Origin of the sequence: Bibersteinia trehalosi USDA-ARS-USMARC-188 (assembly GCF_000521725.1) — a bacterium.
Taxonomy (GTDB): domain Bacteria; phylum Pseudomonadota; class Gammaproteobacteria; order Enterobacterales; family Pasteurellaceae; genus Bibersteinia; species Bibersteinia trehalosi.
Genome location: NZ_CP006954.1, coordinates 72,317 through 90,453, shown reverse-complemented (window position 1 = coordinate 90,453; position 18,137 = coordinate 72,317). Strand labels below are relative to the sequence as shown.

Genomic DNA, 18,137 nt, shown 5'->3' with positions numbered 1-18,137 from the left:
TCTTATATTGCAAGCGGTTGAATTTTGTAAAATTTCCGCCAAATTCAACCGCTTGCTTAATAAAGGGATAAGCTTATGCGAATTTTATTAATTGAGGATGACAACCTGATTGGTGAAGGTTTAAAACTGGGTTTAACTAAATCTGGCTTTAGTGTCGATTGGTTTCAGGATGGCAAAACAGGTGCGCAAGCTGTTAATACAACAGCTTATGATGCGGTAGTTTTAGATCTCACCCTACCACAAATGGATGGACTAGCAATCCTTAATTTATGGCGTAAAGCAAATAACGATGTCCCTGTATTAATTTTAACCGCACGCGACACACTGGATGAACGCATTGCCGGCTTACAACGCGGCGCAGACGATTATCTCTGTAAACCTTTTGCGCTTGCCGAAGTTGTGGCTCGCTTACAAGCACTTATTCGCCGTCGTTATGGGCAAAGCAACCCTATATTGCAACATGAAGCCGTTAAATTTGACCCAAATCAGCGTAAAGTCTTTTTAAACGAAAATGAAATTGCGCTAACTACCCGAGAATATAATTTGCTTGAGTTGTTTATGCGCAATAAAGAACGAGTTTTAACCCGCTCAGCTATTGAAGAAAAACTCTATACTTGGGATGATGAAGTCAGTTCTAATGCATTAGAAGTCCATATTCATAACCTACGCCAAAAACTGGGCAAACAATTTATCCGTACGGTACACGGTGTTGGTTACACGCTGGGGAAAACCAAACATGAGCCTGTTTAAAAACCGGAGCTTACGCTTTCGACTCATCTTAGTTATCTGTGTTGCCTCATTATTTATTTGGCTACTCTCTACCACCGTTGCTTGGTTTCAGGTACGCAAAGAAGTGGATAAAATGTTTGATACCCAACAAATTTTATTTGCACAGCGACTCGCCTCTTCCAATCTACATTCACTACTTATCGAACGCCGCCCGCCAAAGGAGCTGCGCCGTGAATTTCGTAAAGAAATTGCCGGCAGAGGATTCTTAAAAAGACATTTCAAAAAAGTGGGCTTTGATGACGATGCCCTCGCTTTCGCCGTCTTTAATCGCCACGGTGAAATGTTATTGCACGATGGCAGCAATGGCGAATTTTTCCCCTTTGCACCCAAACCCAACAACTTCTCACGCGACTATCTCACAGACGGTGATGATGATCCATGGCAAATCTTCTGGCTGCCTGTTGTAGATGGCAATCTAATGATTGCGGTTGGTCAAGAAATCGACTATCGCGATGACTTAATCGAAGATATGGTCATTGGACAAATGTGGGTGTGGTTTGTCAGCCTGCCACTTCTACTGATTTTAATCGTATGGGTAATTAACTATGAACTCAAAAGCTTGCGACAAGTAAGCGATGAAGTACGCCGCCGAACGCCTGAAAATAGTCAGCCAATTACTACGGAAGTACCACAAGAAATTGCACCATTAGTAAATAGCTTAAACCAATTTTTCGATCGTACTTCCGCTATGTTATTAAGAGAGCGGCGTTTTACCTCCGATGCAGCTCATGAACTGCGTAGCCCGCTTGCTGCACTTAAAATTCAAACAGAAATTGCACAAATTGCCGGTGAAGATCATGAATTACGCGAAAAAGCATTAAATAACCTCACAAAAAGTATTGATCGCGCAACACAACTTGTGGAACAGCTGCTGACACTTTCGCGCTTAGATAACTTACAACAACTTGAAGATTTAGAGCCAATTGACTGGGAAAAACTTATCCCATCACTCATTGCTGAACTCTACTTCCAAGCAGAAAAACGCCATATTGATTTGCAATTTTTCACCAAAACTGCACCGCTTGTACGGCAAGGACAACCATTGTTACTTTCTTTAATGTTACGTAATTTGCTGGAAAACGCGATAAAATATTGTTCTGAAGGCTCACAAATTCGCGTCACACTTGATAACGATTGCATCATTATTGAAGATAATGGTGGCGGAGTAGAAGAAAGTGATCTTATGAAACTAGGGCAACGTTTTTATCGCCCAGCAGGACAGAATGAAAAAGGTAGTGGTTTAGGGCTTTCCATTGCATACCGTATAGCGGAGTTACATCACTACAAAATTATGCTCAGCAATGGCTTCGAGCTCAAAGGTAAAAAAGGGTTAAAAGTAACCGTCTGCTATAAAGAGGCATATAGGAAAAATAGTTAATAAAAAGTGGTTTAAAACCTTATATTACAGGGCGTTAAGCTACCTTTTTGAAAAATTAAAAACTACTTTTGATCTGCACCCTAAAAGTTGGACTAAATAACCAACTGATTAAGGTGCAGATTTTTTATGACTAAATATAGCCCATCTTTCAAACAACAAGCCATCAAATTTATCTTCAACACGGTAAAACAGCTCTCTGACCCGTCGGCATTTTTAGTTTGCGAACTTGCTAAACGACGTTAGAAGGTTAGGTTAAGCAATATAATCACAATGGCATCAATGGGTTAGCTGTCTTAGGCAAAAAACGGAGTTACTCTCCTGAATTCAACTTATCCGTGATACAAGCGGTTAAATTTACTGAATAAAATACAAACACCTTGCCAATAGGTAAGGTTCAGACTGCTGATAAACCCTCTTTCACTAACATAGTGACTTAGTATCTAGATAGTATACTTGAAATATAAAACAGTTGGTTAAATCATATTCTGTTTAACCTAGGATGCTCTAAGGAATAGCAGAACTACTAAATAAAGAAAGTATGAATCGTAGCGGATGGACGCAACAATTAAAATATGTATATTCGGCTATATTGCTAGTATAATCGAGGGAGTTATTTATAATATTTTCTTTGAAAGCTCTTATACAAGCCTTTAACTTGTTAATGCAAAATATTATTACTTAAATGAAAATTGTTGTTCTACCGACAATACTAAGAATAAAGAATAGGTTTTTATGTCAAAAAAATTACTCTTTCTTGATTTATTTGCAGGAGCCGGGGGCTTATCAGAAGGGTTTATTCAGGCTGGTTTTGAGGCTGTTGCCCATATAGAATCTGATAAAGCAGCTTGTTTTACTCTTCGCACCCGAGCTGCATATCATTGGTTAAATTCAAATAAACAGGAAAATATCTACGAAGATTATCTGACAGGAAAAATAGACAGGGATAATCTGTATGCAACTGTACCGGATAAAATTATGAACTCGGTAATTAACAGGGAAATATCCGAAGAATCCTTAGCTGATATTTTCTTAACTATTGATAATTTACTGGGAGAACAAACACTTGATTTGATTGTCGGAGGCCCTCCTTGTCAGGCTTATTCTTTAGTCGGAAGAGCGTGCGATGCGAATAAAATGGTTGGCGACAAACGAAATTATCTTTATGTTTTTTATGTTGAGTTCCTTAAACGTTACCAACCCAGATTCTTTATTTTTGAAAATGTAACCGGTCTTCTTTCTGCAAAAGACAGCAGTGGTAGATTATATTTTACTGAAATGTGCAGACTGTTTAAGGAGGCAGGGTATGCTGTCGAATACCGAGTATTGAATGCCAGTGATTATGGAGTGTTGCAGTCCAGAAAAAGAATTATTCTGGTTGGTTCCAGAGATTCTGAAAGTAATTTTTATCCGGAACCGGACTATTGGAATCCTGAAATACTGGTCAGTGAAATATTTACCGATTTGCCGGCTCTTCAGGCCGGAGAAGGAAGTGTCCGCGGATGTGAAGTAAAAGAATATCTGGGAAAGTGGCTGTATGAGGCAGGGATTAAAAATAACCGGCTACCAGTAACCTGGCACGCAGCTCGCCCGAATAATACACGGGATCTGGAAATCTACCGAAGAGTGGTTGAACTCTGGCAGAAAGAAAAAAAGCGTTTGGAATACAATGATCTTCCGGAATATTTAAAGACTCATAATAACCGTACCGCATTTGTTGACCGGTTTAAAGTGGTTGCCTCCGATTTGCCTGCAGCCCATACTGTATTAGCACATTTATCGAAAGACGGCCATTATTATATTCATCCAGATTTACAACAAAACCGCTCAATTACACCAAGAGAAGCGGCTCGATTACAAACTTTTCCTGACGACTATTATTTTGAAGGTGTCACCGAAAAAAACAGCCGTGCCGCAGCCTTTCGGCAGATAGGCAATGCTGTTCCTGTATTATTAGCTAGAAAAATTGCTGAAAAACTTAGGGAAAAATGGATATGAATAACAACGGAATATATAAAATAAGACCGGCAGGTCGCCATCTGCTGACCATTGGCCGAGATCTCATACAGGACAATTATGCCGCAGTTGTGGAGTTGGTAAAAAATGCGTATGACGCAGATTCTCCTGATGTGGAAATAAATTTCACTGCTAAAACTGATCTCAAAGGATATGTTATCACCATAAAAGATCATGGTCATGGCATGTCTCATGATACTGTTATAAATAAATGGATGGTTCCTTCTACTAAAGATAAGCTGGAACGAAAAACAAGTCCCGGCGGACGAATTATGCAGGGAAGAAAAGGTATTGGACGTTATGCTGCCTCGGTACTGGGGGTAGATCTTTTGCTTGAAACAGTTGATGTATGCGGTGTGAAAACAACCGTTTTTGTGCAATGGGACAATTTTGAAAATTCAGAATATCTGGATGATGTTGAAATTCTAGTGGAAAATCAGTATTCAGATGAGCCTCCGGGGACAATGCTTACCATAACCGGAGCCCAGTCAAATTACGAAGAATGGAATAAAAAACAATTTGATAAACTCCGGTTTGAATTAAAAAAACTGATTACTCCAGTCCCTTCTGAGAATATTGTTAACGAGAAAAATAAAACATTTGAGATCAAGTTGAATATATCTGGTTTCTCGGATGAAATTAATATCAATGAAATTGTTGAACCTTACCCGATTTTTGAACTGTTCGACTATAAAATTTCAGGAAAAATTACATCTGACGGGAAAGGTAAACTGGTATATTCCACTCAAAAAGCTAAAAACACTATAGAGGAAGATATTTCTGTCAGTCTTGGAAAAGCCACCGGATGCGGAGATTTGTTTTTTGATATAAGGGTTTATGATCGTGAACCAGCCTCAATCGAAACTTTAATTCAGAGAGGATTAAAAGATGAATCCGGTAATTATGTCGGCAAGCTCCAAGCTCGTAAATTACTTGACGCTTCCAACGGTATAGGTGTTTACCGTAACGGTTTCAGAATACGTCCTCTTGGCGATCCTGAGTTTGACTGGCTCAAGCTCAATGAACAGCGTGTCCAAAATCCTTCCATGCGGATCGGCAGTAATCAGGTTATTGGCTATGTGTTGATTCAGTCTGAAGAACAGTCTAACCTGATTGAAAAAAGTGCCCGTGATGGTCTGCAGGAAAATTCAGCTTATGAACAATTAAAAGAAATTACAAAAGAAGTGATAAACAGGCTGGAAGAACGCCGTTTCAGTTACAGAAGAAAGACAGGCTTGAGTAAACCTGCACTTAAAGTGGAAAAGGAACTGGAAAAACTCTTTTCCATGGACAGTCTGAAAAAAGAAATACGGAACCAACTGATTAATCAGGGAATGAAAGAGCAGGCAGCAAATGAAGTTATTGCATTAATCACCTACGAAGAAAAAAATAAGGAAAAAACAGCCGAAGAAATACGTCGAGCAGTCGCAACTTATCAAGGGCAGGCTACATTAGGTAAAATTATCACTGTTGTTGTGCATGAAGGCCGAAGACCACTGAATTACTTCCGTAATGAGGTACCCCGTATCGGCAGATTTCAGAAAAAATTACTGGAAACCGGAGATAAAAAGAATATTGATGAGATAGCAGCTATTGCCAAAGGAGTTGAATCAAATGCCGCTGCTTTTTCCGAACTGTTCAAAAGGCTGGATCCTTTAGCTTCGGGCAGAAAGGCTTCACCCAAAGAATTAAAAATCAGACAGGAAGTTCAACAATGTTTTGATATTTTCCGTCAGGATATAAAGGATAATCAAATTCAGGTTGAAGTAAACGGGAACGATGACTTAACCTTTTTGACTTGGCAACAGGATATTCAGGCTATTTTCACTAATTTGATTGATAACAGTGTATTCTGGCTGAAAGAAAAATCTCCTCCGAATAACCGGAAAATCACAGTAAATATAGAATCGGATAATAACAGACTGCTTTATATTGATTTTCGCGATACCGGCCCCGGAATTGATCCTGTTTTTATTGAAGACGAAGTGATTTTTGAACCGCAATTCAGCACCAAACCATCGGGAACCGGCATTGGATTAGCTATTGCGGGGGAAGCAGCAGAACGTAATGGTCTGAAACTGAGTGCGTTACAGTCGGATACTGGGGCTTATTTCAGATTACAGAACAAGGATATAGATAATGGATGATATGAAATTACTTTTAGTTGAAGATAATAAAGATGATCAGCAAGTATGCAAAAATGCAGTAGATGATTTTAATGAAGACAATAGCGAATTTAAGATTATCCTTAAAATTTGCGGGACAGTTGAGGAAGCTGAAAAACAATTGAAAACATCAGACTTTGACGGTGTAATTATTGATATGAAGCTTACTGACACAGGAACAGATGAAGGTAATCAGGTTATCCGTAAAATCAAGGAAAATTTTAATCGTATCCCTGTTGTAATTATGACTGGAACTCCGAGTGTTGCTGAGCGTAATGATTTTCCACTAATTGCTATATGCAATAAAGGGGATATTCAATACTGTCAAATTATAGAAAAATTCCGGAATATTTATCATACTGGACTAACCAGAATTATGGGGGGAAGAGGCGTAATTGAACAAACACTTACGACTATATTCACTAATAATCTCCTGCCAGCTTTGACTAATAGTCTTTCTGAACAGAGAGGCTGGATTAAATATGCTGAGTCTGATCCGGCTAGGACAGAAAAAGCACTGTTAAGATATGCGATAAATCACCTGCTTCAGTATTTGGATAATGATGTCAGCCAGTGCTATCCGGAAGAAATGTACATATTACCTCCAATAAATGATCGAATTAATACCGGTTGCATTCTTAAGAAAAAGGGGTCGGATCAGTATTACATCGTAATGAATCCGGCCTGTGATTTGGCGGAACGAAGTAATGGTGGCTGCAATACGGATCACGCTCTTTTAGTTGAAATACAATCTATAAGAGATATTTATCCGGATTTCGATTGGAGTAGTCTTTCTAAGAGTAATAGAAAAGACTTAGAAAAAATTTATAGAAATAATAAATCACTATATTATCACTGGTTACCTGAAACTGACTTTTACCCTGGCGGAGTAATTAACTTCCGTAGAGTTTCTACATACACAGAAGCAGATGTTGATAATTTGTTTGAATCCCCCCAAATACAAATTTCATCCCCGTTTTTGAAAGATATGATTTCAAGATCTTCATCCTACTATGCCAGACAGGGACAGCCGGATATTGATATAACAACAGTTACAGGAAACTGAATATGGATGTCCATTCTCCGGAACAGCGATCTTTCAATATGTCCAGAATTAAGAGGAATTATTGGCAATATCCAATGGAGTGCTATTGAGAGATTCTAGTAGAAAATGAGTAATTAAAGTGGCATTTCTAGATGCACTTGAAGTGAGCAAATTTCATCACGAACGAATCAATCATTCTGGATTGTTTGAAGTAAAACAAAATCATATTAACTGCATTAAAACCTTTTGAAGTTAAGCTAAACAAACGCTCCGGAAATACAATGGAATTAACCGAAAAAACTTTCCGTTATTCTTGAAAGAACATGAATTTCAGTTTAATTTTGACACAATCAAAGAGCTGTTAAAAAATATGTCGTAAATGGTGTGATATTTGGGGCTAATCTAATACAGCCTCTTGTTTTTTTAAATAAAAAAATTGGTAAGAATACATAAATATATTCATTACCAACTACTGTTATATCTATAAAGAACAGCAATAAATTTTGTAAAATTTAGTACAAAATTTACTGCTTGCCACACTCGCAATTTTCTGAAAAAAGCGGATAATACCGCTTTTTCCTGACTTTATTTGCCAATGTCTTTAAATACTGAAAATAGTTGGAAAAATGCCTTCCGGCTAACCAGCCCAATTTTCATGGGCTACTTTGCTGCCGGAGTAGCTTACGGTATGCTCGCCACCAATGCCGGTATGCCGGCATGGTTTACTATCGCAATGTGCTTTACCGTTTTCTCCGGTACAGCTCAATATGCTGCCATTCCTTTTTTTGCTTCTGGTGCGGGTGTACTCTCGGTTTTTCTCAGCACATTACTCATGAGCCTACGTTTTATTTTCTATACGCTAAATATGCATGATGCATTGCCTAAAGAAAAACTCAAACGGATTTTCACATTAAGTTATCTTACTGATGAAAACTTTGCGCTACTCTCAACATTCTCGGCAGAAAAACGCCAAGCCTTGATGTTCAAAACCAGCATTTTAGGCATGTCGTACTGGACCTTTGCCACCATCGTTGGGGTTGTGCTTGGAGACAGCGTGGCGAATTACATTCCAAATTTAGACTTCGCTCTCCCCTGCCTATTTACCATTCTCGCTTTTGAACAATACAACAGCCAAAAGCAGTGGAAACCGATTGCCATTGCACTTATTGGCTTTCTACTTGCTCGCCAAATTACCGACACCAGTGTCTTACTCGTCGCGATTTTGCTCGCAATTATTATCGTCTCCTTATTGCCACAATCATTAAATCATAAAGAGAAAAACAATGCCGACCACTGATATTCTTGCCATGTTTGCGGCACTCATTCTTGGCACTCAACTCTGCCGTTTTATCCCCGAATTTCTACCGAAAAAGGTACTTGCTCACCCAATTTTGCAGAAATTAAATAAAACCTTACCGCTTGTGATCATGTTGCTGCTGGTACTGACAAGTTTAACTATCCCTCACAATAACAGCGACATGCCCCTTCTCTACGCCCAACTACTCGCGCTTATTTGCGTAATACTCAGCTACAAATGGTTTAAAAACACCCTGCTCAGTGTCGCACTAGGCATTGCAAGTTTAAATGGCATACTGTGGGTATTCGGGGCATAAGCAATATACGTAGCACTAAGCGGCTGGAAAATTAATCCTGCGTTGCCAAACCACAAATTTCAGCAAGTGCGGCTAAACGAGATTCAGATTTCGCCACAAACGGGTTGTTTTCGTCCCAAGCATAACCTGCAAGGATTGAGGAAATCATTTGGCGGATTTCCGGTTGCGGATTGCGGGCGTAGATCACATCTTGGAATGCGCAGTCATACCAGCCGTTTACATAGGTACGGAAGGCGTTTACCCCCACCATCAGCGGTTTGGTAAATTCCTGCTCCCAATCGACCGCTTGTCCGTTGAGCTGTTGAGTAACAAGACGGGCAGCAAGTTGTGCCGAGTGTAGCGCAATCGTCACACCGGAGGAGAACACCGGATCTAAAAACTCGGCGGCATTGCCCAGCAGGGCAAAATGTTTACCGTGCAGGGATTTTACATTTGCCGAGTAGCCTTGAATGTTACGGAACGGAAATTCGTTGTTCCAATTGGCATTGGCAAGAATGCGGTTGAGCATTGGACATTCGAGGGCAAATTTTTTCAACACGGTTTCGCTGTCGCCTTCCAGCACATCAGGCAAGCCGACCACGCCGATAGAACAACGGTTGTCCGCAAATGGAATTAACCATAGCCACACATCTCGATGGCTTGGGTGCGTGGTAATCAGAATTTTATTACGGTCGAAGTCTTCGGCGGTAATGTTGTCGTCAATATGGGTAAAATGTGCCAAACGTGCCGGCAGGTGAGACGGTGTATCCAACTGCATTAAGCGAGGCAATACACGCCCGTAACCACTGGCATCTAACACAAATTTGGCTTGAATTTGATAGGCTTCACCGGCTTCGGTACGAGCCGAAATCACCGCCAGATCACCCGAATTATCCAAGGCTAACACCTCATGCCCGAACCGCACTTCCACGCCTTTTTTGGCGGTTTCATCGATCAAAATTTTATCGAAAATCCCACGGCGGACTTGATAAGTCGTTCCCGGCCCGGCGGTAAATTTATCGGTAAAATCAAAATAGGTGTAACGATTCCCCCAAGTGAAAGCCGCCCCGTTTTTGAATTGGAAACTCGGTTCAGCGTGAACCGCCTCGACCAACCCCGCATCCTCTAAAATTTCCATACAGTGTGGTAGCAGGCTCTCACCAATCACAAAACGTGGGAAATGCTGTTTTTCCAACACGCACACTGAAAAGCCCTGTTTTTTCAACAGCGAGGCAGACACCGAACCTGATGGGCCGGCGCCAATAATCACGACATCAAATTGTTGCATACTCTTTTCTCCGTTGGGTGCGTTTTAAAGCACCGCTAAACATAATCCATTTTATTTGATGGTGCGTTAGCACAAATGATTGTATTTGAGCGCAGGTACGAAGTGCCAGCCAAGCGAGTAAACGACCCTAATTAAAAATTTTAAAGGTAAAGATCACACTAAATACGATACCGAGGCTAACACTTAAACCGAAACTTGCCACTGCTGGTGTATGGCTCTGGCTGAGCAGCAAAAATGAAATCAGCGTGGTAGTGGCGGCAAGCAATACCGCAATCCGTTTTACCGCCAGAGGCTCTTCGGCAGTTTGCATATAGGCGGTGTAATCAATGCTGATTGCCGAAACCAGCAACAAGCCAAACATCGCAAACAGGCTAATCGACAGCCCCAGCCAGCCGAACAGTGCCATGGTTGCCAAAATCGCCCCGAACGGCACAAGCAACATTCGAGCAGTGTGGCGTAGCCCAAAGAAATAGCCTAGCAGCAAGCCAGCCAGCCCGAAAGAGACCACTTTCAGCCACGCCGCTTGGTTGCGGCTCTGTTCAAAGGCTTGGTTGAGGTAGGCACGTTTGTCTTGCCAAAAAATATCAATGCCGTTTGCAAGCGGTGTCATCTCCGCAACATTTTGCAAACCGCTGATTTTCACCACGCTCGCCACTTGCCCCTGTGCCAACTCGCCCAAATAGAGCGAACGCCAAGCCTGTCCGAGTTCGGTCTGCAACGCACTTTTCAAGGAAATCGGTTTTTCTTGGGCAAATGCTTCAATCGCCTGTTGAATATGAGCCGGCTCAATGCCGATTTCGCTTAAAACCGCATAATCCTCAGGCTGAATTTGCCTTACCAGTTGTTGCGTAAACGCCTTTTGTTGTTGTGGTGACATTATCCACTGGCTCAATGCCTGAAACGAGTGAATTTTGCCTTGTTGCTGTAATAAAAGCAGTTGTTGTGTCAAATTTCGCTCTTTATTGAGCAAATTATCATCATTTTCGGCGGTTACTAAAAAATACTGACTACCGAGATCGGTTTGGGTGATACGGCTGATTTGTTGTGCATCGGCAAGCAAATTTTCCGGCAACGCAACCCAATGGCGAATATCGTCTTGCCAGTGGGTTTGGGCTAAGCCACTTATGGTGAATATGCCCAATATCACATAGCCTAATGCAGACCAACGAGAGAATGTAGGGGCGTACTGCGTACGCCCGTCACAATGTTTATTCCAACCGATGAACGTCAATAATGTTTTGAACGAGCGTACGCAGTACGCCCCTACATTTAGAACCTGAGCCTGTTTATGCCGTTGAAATAACATCGGCAAAAACAACACTGTTGCCAACATTGCCGTCACCAACGCCACCGCAGAGAAAAGTGCGGTCTGTTTTAGCACCGTTAAGGGCGTGAAACCCAACAGCAGATAGCCCAGCAACGTCACCAGCAGGCTAATCAAAAAGCTAAACCGCAGGCGGTTCATTGCCTGTTGTGGCTGCCAATTTGGGTTGGAAAGTGCGCCACTCAGCCAGTGGAGCGGAAAATCGATTAACACCCCAATCAGGCTGGTGCCGATAACCAAGGTTAAAATATGAATATGCCCAAAGCCCAGCACCGTTGCCGTTACGCCACACAACATTCCCACCGCAATCGGCAAGAACAGCCATAGCACTCGCAACGAGCGGAAAACACCCAGCAGGAGCAGCAAAGTAAAGCCAACGCCAAGACTGCTCATCAGCACACTTTCCGTTTCCGCTTGCTGTTTGGCGTGAGCCGCAAACAGTGAAGTGCCGGTGGCGAGCAATTTGCCGTGTTGAGCTTGAATTTGTTGCTTGCTCTCTTCAACCAGATTTAACAACGCCAGCGAGGGGCTAATCAAATCCGCCTGAGCTAATTCGGCGTGAATGGCAACCCACGTCATTTTTTCGTTTGGCGCATCGCTTTCTTGATAAAGCATTCCGTTTTCCGAATGCCATTTAAGCGAAGACAAGCCCTGTGCGGCGCTCAATGCAAAACGCCCAAAGCCAAGCCAATCTTGGTTCAGCGGTAACAGATTTTGTTGTTGGAAAGGGTTCGCCAGTTGTTCGGCATAGGCTTGAAAATAGCGGGTTGGTTGGTTGAGTAGCTCTGCTCGCACGGTTTCCGGCAAGGTTGCTACACGCAGTTGCTGTAATTGCAGGCGAAGGCTGGGCAGATTAGGCTCGATCCGCCAATTTACCACCGAAAAATGACCGCTCTTTTGCCATTTTTCGCCTAATTCAGCGGTAAGTTGAAAAGCGGATTGTGCCTCAGAATGCCCGACAAGGGCGATGAATTGGCGGTTAAGTTGCGCCTCTTGGTGACGGTCGGCTTGTTGTTGTGCTGCCGACCAATGGCTTTCGGGGAGTAATGCTTGCAGTTCGGTTTGAAGCCAACCGCCTTGGCGCAACTGTACGCCAAAGACAATCAACACGCCCAATAAAAACAGGGCATAAAGCCAACGGCAAGCGGTCAGTTTTTTCATTATTTTTGCAACGCAGATTGGGCAAATGCTGATAACGGCTGATCTTGCTGAATTTGCTCGAAACGGATCAAGGTGCGATCCCCCTGTTTTTCCCGAATTTCGATGCTTTTCACGACCAGATCGCCTCGGATTTCAATATTGTCAAAAATCTGTTTCATCAGCAAAGTGTTCGGCACAAGGCTGAGTTGCCACGCTTTTTCAGTGCCGTTCAGTTGCAGATCAAATTGTGAAGAAAGTGCCGCCACATCGCCCGATAACAGCCCTAAAAACAGCTTAATCTGTTCCGACTGCCCGAGTTGCTGGCTGCTTACCCACTGGCTGCCGTTCCACTGGCTAATGCCATCTGCTTTCACACGCAGTTGGTTTTCAAACGGCTTTTTCATCTGCCACAGTAAGCCCTGATTTTTCAGCAACACAAAATCACCCTGTGTCGTCATCGGCTTGGTTAGCCCGTTTAAAAACCGTTGCTGGCTAAACTGCCCTTGCAAATTGCTTGGCTTTTGGAGTTGTAAAACTAAATCTTGTTGCGAAAATGCCACAACAAGCGGTGAAAATAGGCTGAAAATCAGCAAAAAGATCAATTTTTTCATATTCTGTCGGGGGCGGGGTCTCCGCCCATTGCTTCATTGGTAATTCGGGCGGGTACAAGACCCACCCCTACGATGATTAAATTAACGGCACAAAACCCTGATAATTTTCCACCGCACTTCGCCAAGACGGTGGGGTTTGGAACTGCATCTCTTGGCTGGCGATTTCCACTGCTACTTGCGTGGTGCTGCCGGTGGTTAATTTCTTACCGGTGGCTAGATCGACAATGGTGTAATCAAAGCGAATAGAGCTTTCATATTCCACCAACGCCACATCCACCCGAATTTTTTGGCGAAACAGCGCAGGGCGAACATATTTTAAATTCAGTTGCACAATCGGATAGCCGTAACCGTGAGCTTTCATCACGTCATAGGTGTAATGAATTTGCTCCAAAAAGGCACAGCGAGCCATTTCCAGATATTTGACATAATGCCCATGCCACATAATTTCCATCGAATCCACATCAAAAAACGGGATTTCATATTCACTGCTATGTTGGGCGTAAATGTGTTTTTTTATTCGCATAATAGTAGGGTATGTTTACCAATGCGCTGTTTTAATAAAATGAAAGAATAAGGTGCATTAACAAATGCACCTTAGGAATTATTTAGTAATGTCACCTTTTAATGCAACACCTGCCATAGTGCGGCCGGCATGGCATTCAAATTGTGTTGTGCTACTAAATTCTTTGTGATTGTAGTTGCTCACAATATTGCCAACTTTAGTAACGCCAGCTCGTCTAGCGCCTTCTTGCATTCTTTTTACTGCAGATAAAAAGACCCAGTTACAAGCTTCAGCATCTGTTTTGTTTAAAGCGTTGGTGCGCTGACTAGTGGTTGCACCAGCTCTAACTACCTCCCCTGGTGCTGGTGTACCAAAATAGAGTTTGATATTTGGATCTAAAACTTCTTTCGCTTTTGACGAGTTAAGTACTTCTTGAATAGAATAATATTGAGTATCATTGCGAGGAGCACAAGCAGAGATCGCCACAACTACAGCCGCAATAGCAGCTAGTCTAATAAATTTCATAAGTTCTCCTTATTAAGATTGTTGATGCCAAAAATCATAGAAATTAAACCACAAAAGCGGATTTTTCGCACACGCTTTTTCAAGCAGTTTGGCATAGTTTTGCATGGCTTGTTGAATGTTCTGCTGACGAACTGTGCCTCGTCCGCTAATCGGTGGGCTGAATTTACGCAACTGCAAGCGGTATTTTCCATTCTCTTTTAAGCAAAAAACCGTGTTGAGTTCCGCTTTTAGCAGACTTGCCAGCAACCACGCCCCTTCGGGGAAGTTTGCAGATTTTCCGAGAAATCTAACCGCTTGGGTTTTATCCCCCCGTAGCGGAACACGGTCGGCAGCCAAGGCAATCCACTCGCCTCGTTCAATCCGTTCGCTTAATTCCAACATTTTTTGTGCGTCCAACTCGTCCACTTGAATCAGCGAAAGCTCACTCGCACCAGCTTTTGTCAAGGCTTGATTAAACACCTCTGCATTACGACTATGCACCAACACATTTAGCTTAAAATGCGGGAGATGACCACTGCCCACCAATGCTCGGCAAATTTCCATATTGCCAAAATGGGAACAAACTAAAATCTGCCCTCTCCCTTTAGGATTGCCCATTTCTGCATGGAGATTATCTGCATCATCCACCACTAAATCTGTATAGCAAATTTTACGTTGCCACACGGCAAAACGGTCGGTTATTGCCTCACCAAAGGCAAGAAACTGACGAAAAACCGCCTGTTTCGGAAGTCTAAGATGAGGAAAAGTCGCCTGTAGATGAGTGTGATATTCGGCAATATGCGTGCGGGCTTTTTTTGAGGTAAGGTAAAAATAAAGCACCACCCAAAAGGTAACAAAACGAATGCCTCCCAGCGGAAAGTGCTTCACAATAAAGGTGGTTAAACGCAGAAAAAACGGCGAGCCACGCTCTGCTTGTTTTGCCCAGTGGGTTGATTTCATCGCATTTTCCCCATAAGCCAGCGCCTCAACATCTCGAAAAACAGCCGTGCATGCATTTTGCTGATGAGCCAATTATCCGCCCAGCCTCGAAAGTGTGAAACACCGCCGGCTTCATATTTCACCGGCGTGTCCACCCAAACCAGTGGAATTTTACGCCAGTGGCAGTGAACGAGAATTTCAATGTCGAAATCCATTCTGTCGCCCAGTGGTTCGCTGTGTAAAATCGGCATGACTTCGGCAAGCGGATAGAGGCGGAAACCACACATTCCGTCCACAATTTGGGTAGAGTGAGTGTTTACCACCAGCCAAAAGTTGGTGATTTTCCGCCCATAAAGCCGTGCAAGCGGTGCGTCCTCGCCATAAATCGGTTTACCGCAAATGCAAGCGGTCGGATTTGCCCGAGATTTTGCAAGCATTTCAACCACGTCTGCCAAGTTGTGCTGACCGTCTGCATCCACCTGCACAGCGTGACTAAATCCCAGTTCAAAGGCTTTTGTTAAACCAGTTTTCACCGCCGCCCCTTTGCCACCGTTTTTCTCACGAAAAACCAACCGCACTTTGTCACTTTCCAGCGTTTTCAGCACCGCTTGATGCTCGCTTGATGAGCCGTCATCGACAATCAATACCGGCAAATCAAGCGCAAGCAGTTCTGCCACCACCTTGCCGATCGTAGCGGAATGGTTGTAGTGGGGAATGACGGCGGTGGGCGTGAAGTTCATTGTTCTTGTTTCCTAAATAGTGCTTTTAATTTTTCAATCTCTTCTCTTGTATTATATCGTTAAATACACATTCTATGTTTTATCATACTTTTTCCAAACATACCCTCTCAAAATCCGCTCGGCTGATTTTCGATTGGCTGTTTCTTGGCAGTTTGTCGCAAAAACGCCAGTAGCGGGGAAGGGAGAATTTTTCTTGGGTTGGGAGCAAGTGCTTTCTCAATACGGCGATCAGACTTTTCCGCTGTGCTGCTAGCCCTGCTGAGTTGAGGGCAACCCATGCCACAGGGCGTTGATGTTCGGGGTGTAAGCCGAGATAGCAATCGCTCACCCAAGGGTGTTTCAGTAAATCTTGCTCAATTTTTGCCAATGACACTCGCTTGTCGCCCAATTTGACGATGCGATCAATCCGCCCGAGCAGTTCAAAACCGTCGTCAGCAAACTGCACGCTGTCGGCGGTCTGTTCACGCTGTGCCAACCACGGACTTTCTACCCACAAGGCTCCGTCTGCATTTAAGCCAAGCCGACTTTGTGGCATTGGCTGCCAATTGCCTGCTTGGGTGCGGTGCGCAATCACACCGGTTTCGGTGCTGCCATAGATTTCAATAATCGGGCAAGCAAGGGTATGACGCAGTGCCGAAGCGGTCTGTGCCGGCAATGCCCCGCCGGAGGAGATAATACCGGCAAGGGGGAGCGTAGCAAATTCAGGGTTAGCCAGATGGAGGTTCATCAGCAGTGCCGGACTGCTGATCCAGACTGCTTTTTGACGGCGGGTTTCGGCAATCAGAAATTCGGGGTATTGCAACGCTGCCCCGCTCAGTTGCCAGCCCATTTCCAATGCCAAGAAGATGCGGAAGGTTAAACCGTATAGGTGCTGCGTGCTGACACTGCCGAGCAGTTGCACCGCCTCACCTTTTTCGAGTGGTAACACATGCGAAAGTGCGGTCGCCTCACACCACATTTGTGCCGCGGTTTTGCGGATAATTTTTGCTTCACCACTACTGCCCGAGGTTTTCAGCCAAATCTCACTTTCGCTCTGTTTATCCACAAGCGGTAGGATTTGCTCGATTTCTTGCAAATCGCCAACCTCGGCAAGATTATCATCACAAATAAACAGATCGGCGTTTTCGTCCAGCCACGCCCGATTTTCCGCCAATAAATTCGGCGGCAAAAGCAACCGCACGTTGGCGTGTAAACAGTGAAGCAACACTTGGGCGAACCGGCGACTGTCTTCCAGCCACAGCCCAACGGATTGGATATTATGTTCGGTTAAATAATCGGAAAATTTCATCGTGTTATCGTTGTATCACCATTTTTCGGTACAACCATTCGCCCCCCATCACCACGCCCATAATGACATAGGCAATCACGCCGGTGTAAATCGCCCACCACGCAAATTGTTCGGCAGCGATAAGCAGGGTTGAAATCGCTATATTCAGCATAAACACGCCACACCAAAGTTGGGTGACTTTTCGGGTGTAACGCACGCCTTCTTCAGGCAAATTCGGATCTTGCAAACGGGCGAGACGTTCAATTATGGTTTGATTTTGCCACAAACTGCCGCCAAACATCGCCAGCATAATGCCGTTGATGATAATCGGATACCAATACATTGTTTCAAGACTTCGACTAAGCCCAACCATCAGCAAAATAAGCGCCATAAAAATAGCAAAAAATCGCTGCAAACCAACCGCTTGCATCCCCGCTTTCGCCCCCCAACAGAGCGCAAGTAGAAACGGCAGATAGCTTAATATCGGGCTATCCTGCCCCTGCCACAGCCAAATTAGGGGGTAGGCGAGGCTAGTAATGAAAAGAAATGAAGTAATCAGAAATGAGAATTGACGTTTCATTCTTCCTAAATTTATTGGCTTGCAAAAAACATATAAAAAACATACAATGAATCCAAGAAAGGGCAAGCCCTTTCGGACTTACCCTTGGTTGGGTTGCTATCTAACGATAGGGGTATCACCAGCTAGCATTGAAATGATTAGGATAATCGTAAAAATTTTCCAAAATCGCATTCATCATCACCTCCTTAAGTCAGTAAGATTTGGGAGATGTGGCTAACCCGAGTACCAGTCGGGTTAACTACAACACCCGACCAACCGTC

General features: G+C 43.4%; 16 protein-coding genes and 2 pseudogenes. 9 read left to right on the top strand and 9 right to left on the bottom strand.

Translation table 11 applies throughout. The features are described from left to right. Nucleotides 1-75 precede the first annotated feature (75 nt). The 9 genes and pseudogenes from F542_RS00425 (at nucleotide 76) to F542_RS00395 (ending at nucleotide 9,003) form a co-directional block, all read left to right on the top strand. Nucleotides 76-750 carry a response regulator gene (locus F542_RS00425; protein ID WP_015433577.1) on the top strand — a complete coding sequence of 225 codons (675 nt, stop codon included), beginning with the start codon at nucleotides 76-78 and terminating at the stop codon, nucleotides 748-750. Continuing rightward, complete coding sequence (gene qseC, locus F542_RS00420; protein ID WP_025266670.1) at nucleotides 737-2,167, top strand: quorum sensing histidine kinase QseC; 1,431 nt, start codon at nucleotides 737-739, stop codon at nucleotides 2,165-2,167. Before F542_RS00425 ends, qseC begins: the two co-directional genes overlap by 14 nt. A gap of 126 nt (nucleotides 2,168-2,293) precedes the next feature. Further along, nucleotides 2,294-2,520 (top strand): annotated as a pseudogene (locus F542_RS11085) (IS3 family transposase); the annotation flags it as partial. Nucleotides 2,521-2,899: 379 nt separating this feature from the next. Next, on the top strand, nucleotides 2,900-4,162 hold the full coding sequence (locus F542_RS00415; RefSeq protein WP_015433580.1) for a DNA cytosine methyltransferase: 1,263 nt from the start codon (nucleotides 2,900-2,902) through the stop codon (nucleotides 4,160-4,162). After that, entirely contained in the window at nucleotides 4,159-6,327 is a 2,169-nt protein-coding gene (locus F542_RS00410) for a sensor histidine kinase (RefSeq protein ID WP_015433581.1), read from the top strand. The genes F542_RS00415 and F542_RS00410 overlap by 4 nt, the downstream gene beginning before the upstream one ends. Then, complete coding sequence (locus tag F542_RS00405) at nucleotides 6,320-7,411, top strand: response regulator (RefSeq protein WP_042365477.1); 1,092 nt, start codon at nucleotides 6,320-6,322, stop codon at nucleotides 7,409-7,411. The genes F542_RS00410 and F542_RS00405 overlap by 8 nt, the downstream gene beginning before the upstream one ends. Before the next feature lie 130 nt (nucleotides 7,412-7,541). After that, nucleotides 7,542-7,791, top strand: a pseudogene (locus F542_RS10840) (IS1595 family transposase); the annotation flags it as partial. Nucleotides 7,792-7,985: 194 nt separating this feature from the next. Continuing rightward, entirely contained in the window at nucleotides 7,986-8,687 is a 702-nt protein-coding gene (locus F542_RS00400; protein ID WP_015433583.1) for an AzlC family ABC transporter permease, read from the top strand. Further along, a complete protein-coding gene (locus F542_RS00395; RefSeq protein ID WP_015433584.1) occupies nucleotides 8,674-9,003 on the top strand; it encodes an AzlD domain-containing protein in 330 nt (109 codons plus the stop codon). The genes F542_RS00400 and F542_RS00395 overlap by 14 nt, the downstream gene beginning before the upstream one ends. Before the next feature lie 31 nt (nucleotides 9,004-9,034). On the opposite strand, the gene F542_RS00390 is transcribed toward F542_RS00395, so the two are convergent. The 9 genes from F542_RS00390 to F542_RS00350 form a co-directional block, all read right to left on the bottom strand. Beyond that, nucleotides 9,035-10,270, bottom strand: a complete 1,236-nt coding sequence (locus F542_RS00390; RefSeq protein ID WP_015433585.1) for an NAD(P)/FAD-dependent oxidoreductase — start codon at nucleotides 10,268-10,270, stop codon at nucleotides 9,035-9,037. Nucleotides 10,271-10,397: 127 nt separating this feature from the next. After that, complete coding sequence (locus F542_RS00385; RefSeq protein WP_015433586.1) at nucleotides 10,398-12,755, bottom strand: MMPL family transporter; 2,358 nt, start codon at nucleotides 12,753-12,755, stop codon at nucleotides 10,398-10,400. Beyond that, complete coding sequence (locus F542_RS00380) at nucleotides 12,755-13,345, bottom strand: LolA family protein (RefSeq protein ID WP_015433587.1); 591 nt, start codon at nucleotides 13,343-13,345, stop codon at nucleotides 12,755-12,757. The genes F542_RS00385 and F542_RS00380 overlap by 1 nt, the downstream gene beginning before the upstream one ends. A 76-nt stretch (nucleotides 13,346-13,421) precedes the next feature. Next, a complete protein-coding gene (locus F542_RS00375) occupies nucleotides 13,422-13,862 on the bottom strand; it encodes an acyl-CoA thioesterase (RefSeq protein WP_025266668.1) in 441 nt (146 codons plus the stop codon). Nucleotides 13,863-13,946: 84 nt separating this feature from the next. Then, nucleotides 13,947-14,372: a hypothetical protein gene (locus F542_RS00370; RefSeq protein WP_015433589.1), complete on the bottom strand. Its 426-nt coding sequence runs from the start codon at nucleotides 14,370-14,372 to the stop codon at nucleotides 13,947-13,949. A gap of 12 nt (nucleotides 14,373-14,384) precedes the next feature. Then, on the bottom strand, nucleotides 14,385-15,311 hold the full coding sequence (locus tag F542_RS00365; protein ID WP_015433590.1) for an LpxL/LpxP family acyltransferase: 927 nt from the start codon (nucleotides 15,309-15,311) through the stop codon (nucleotides 14,385-14,387). Continuing rightward, the gene (locus F542_RS00360; RefSeq protein ID WP_025266667.1) at nucleotides 15,308-16,030 is read right to left on the bottom strand and encodes a glycosyltransferase family 2 protein; all 723 of its coding nucleotides are present in this window, start codon (nucleotides 16,028-16,030) and stop codon (nucleotides 15,308-15,310) included. The genes F542_RS00365 and F542_RS00360 overlap by 4 nt, the downstream gene beginning before the upstream one ends. 82 nt (nucleotides 16,031-16,112) lie before the next feature. After that, a complete protein-coding gene (locus F542_RS00355) occupies nucleotides 16,113-17,318 on the bottom strand; it encodes an AMP-binding protein (RefSeq protein ID WP_015433592.1) in 1,206 nt (401 codons plus the stop codon). 4 nt (nucleotides 17,319-17,322) lie between these two features. Beyond that, nucleotides 17,323-17,877, bottom strand: coding sequence for a COG4648 family protein (locus F542_RS00350; protein WP_015433593.1), 555 nt, complete (start codon nucleotides 17,875-17,877; stop codon nucleotides 17,323-17,325). Nucleotides 17,878-18,137: the final 260 nt, after the last annotated feature.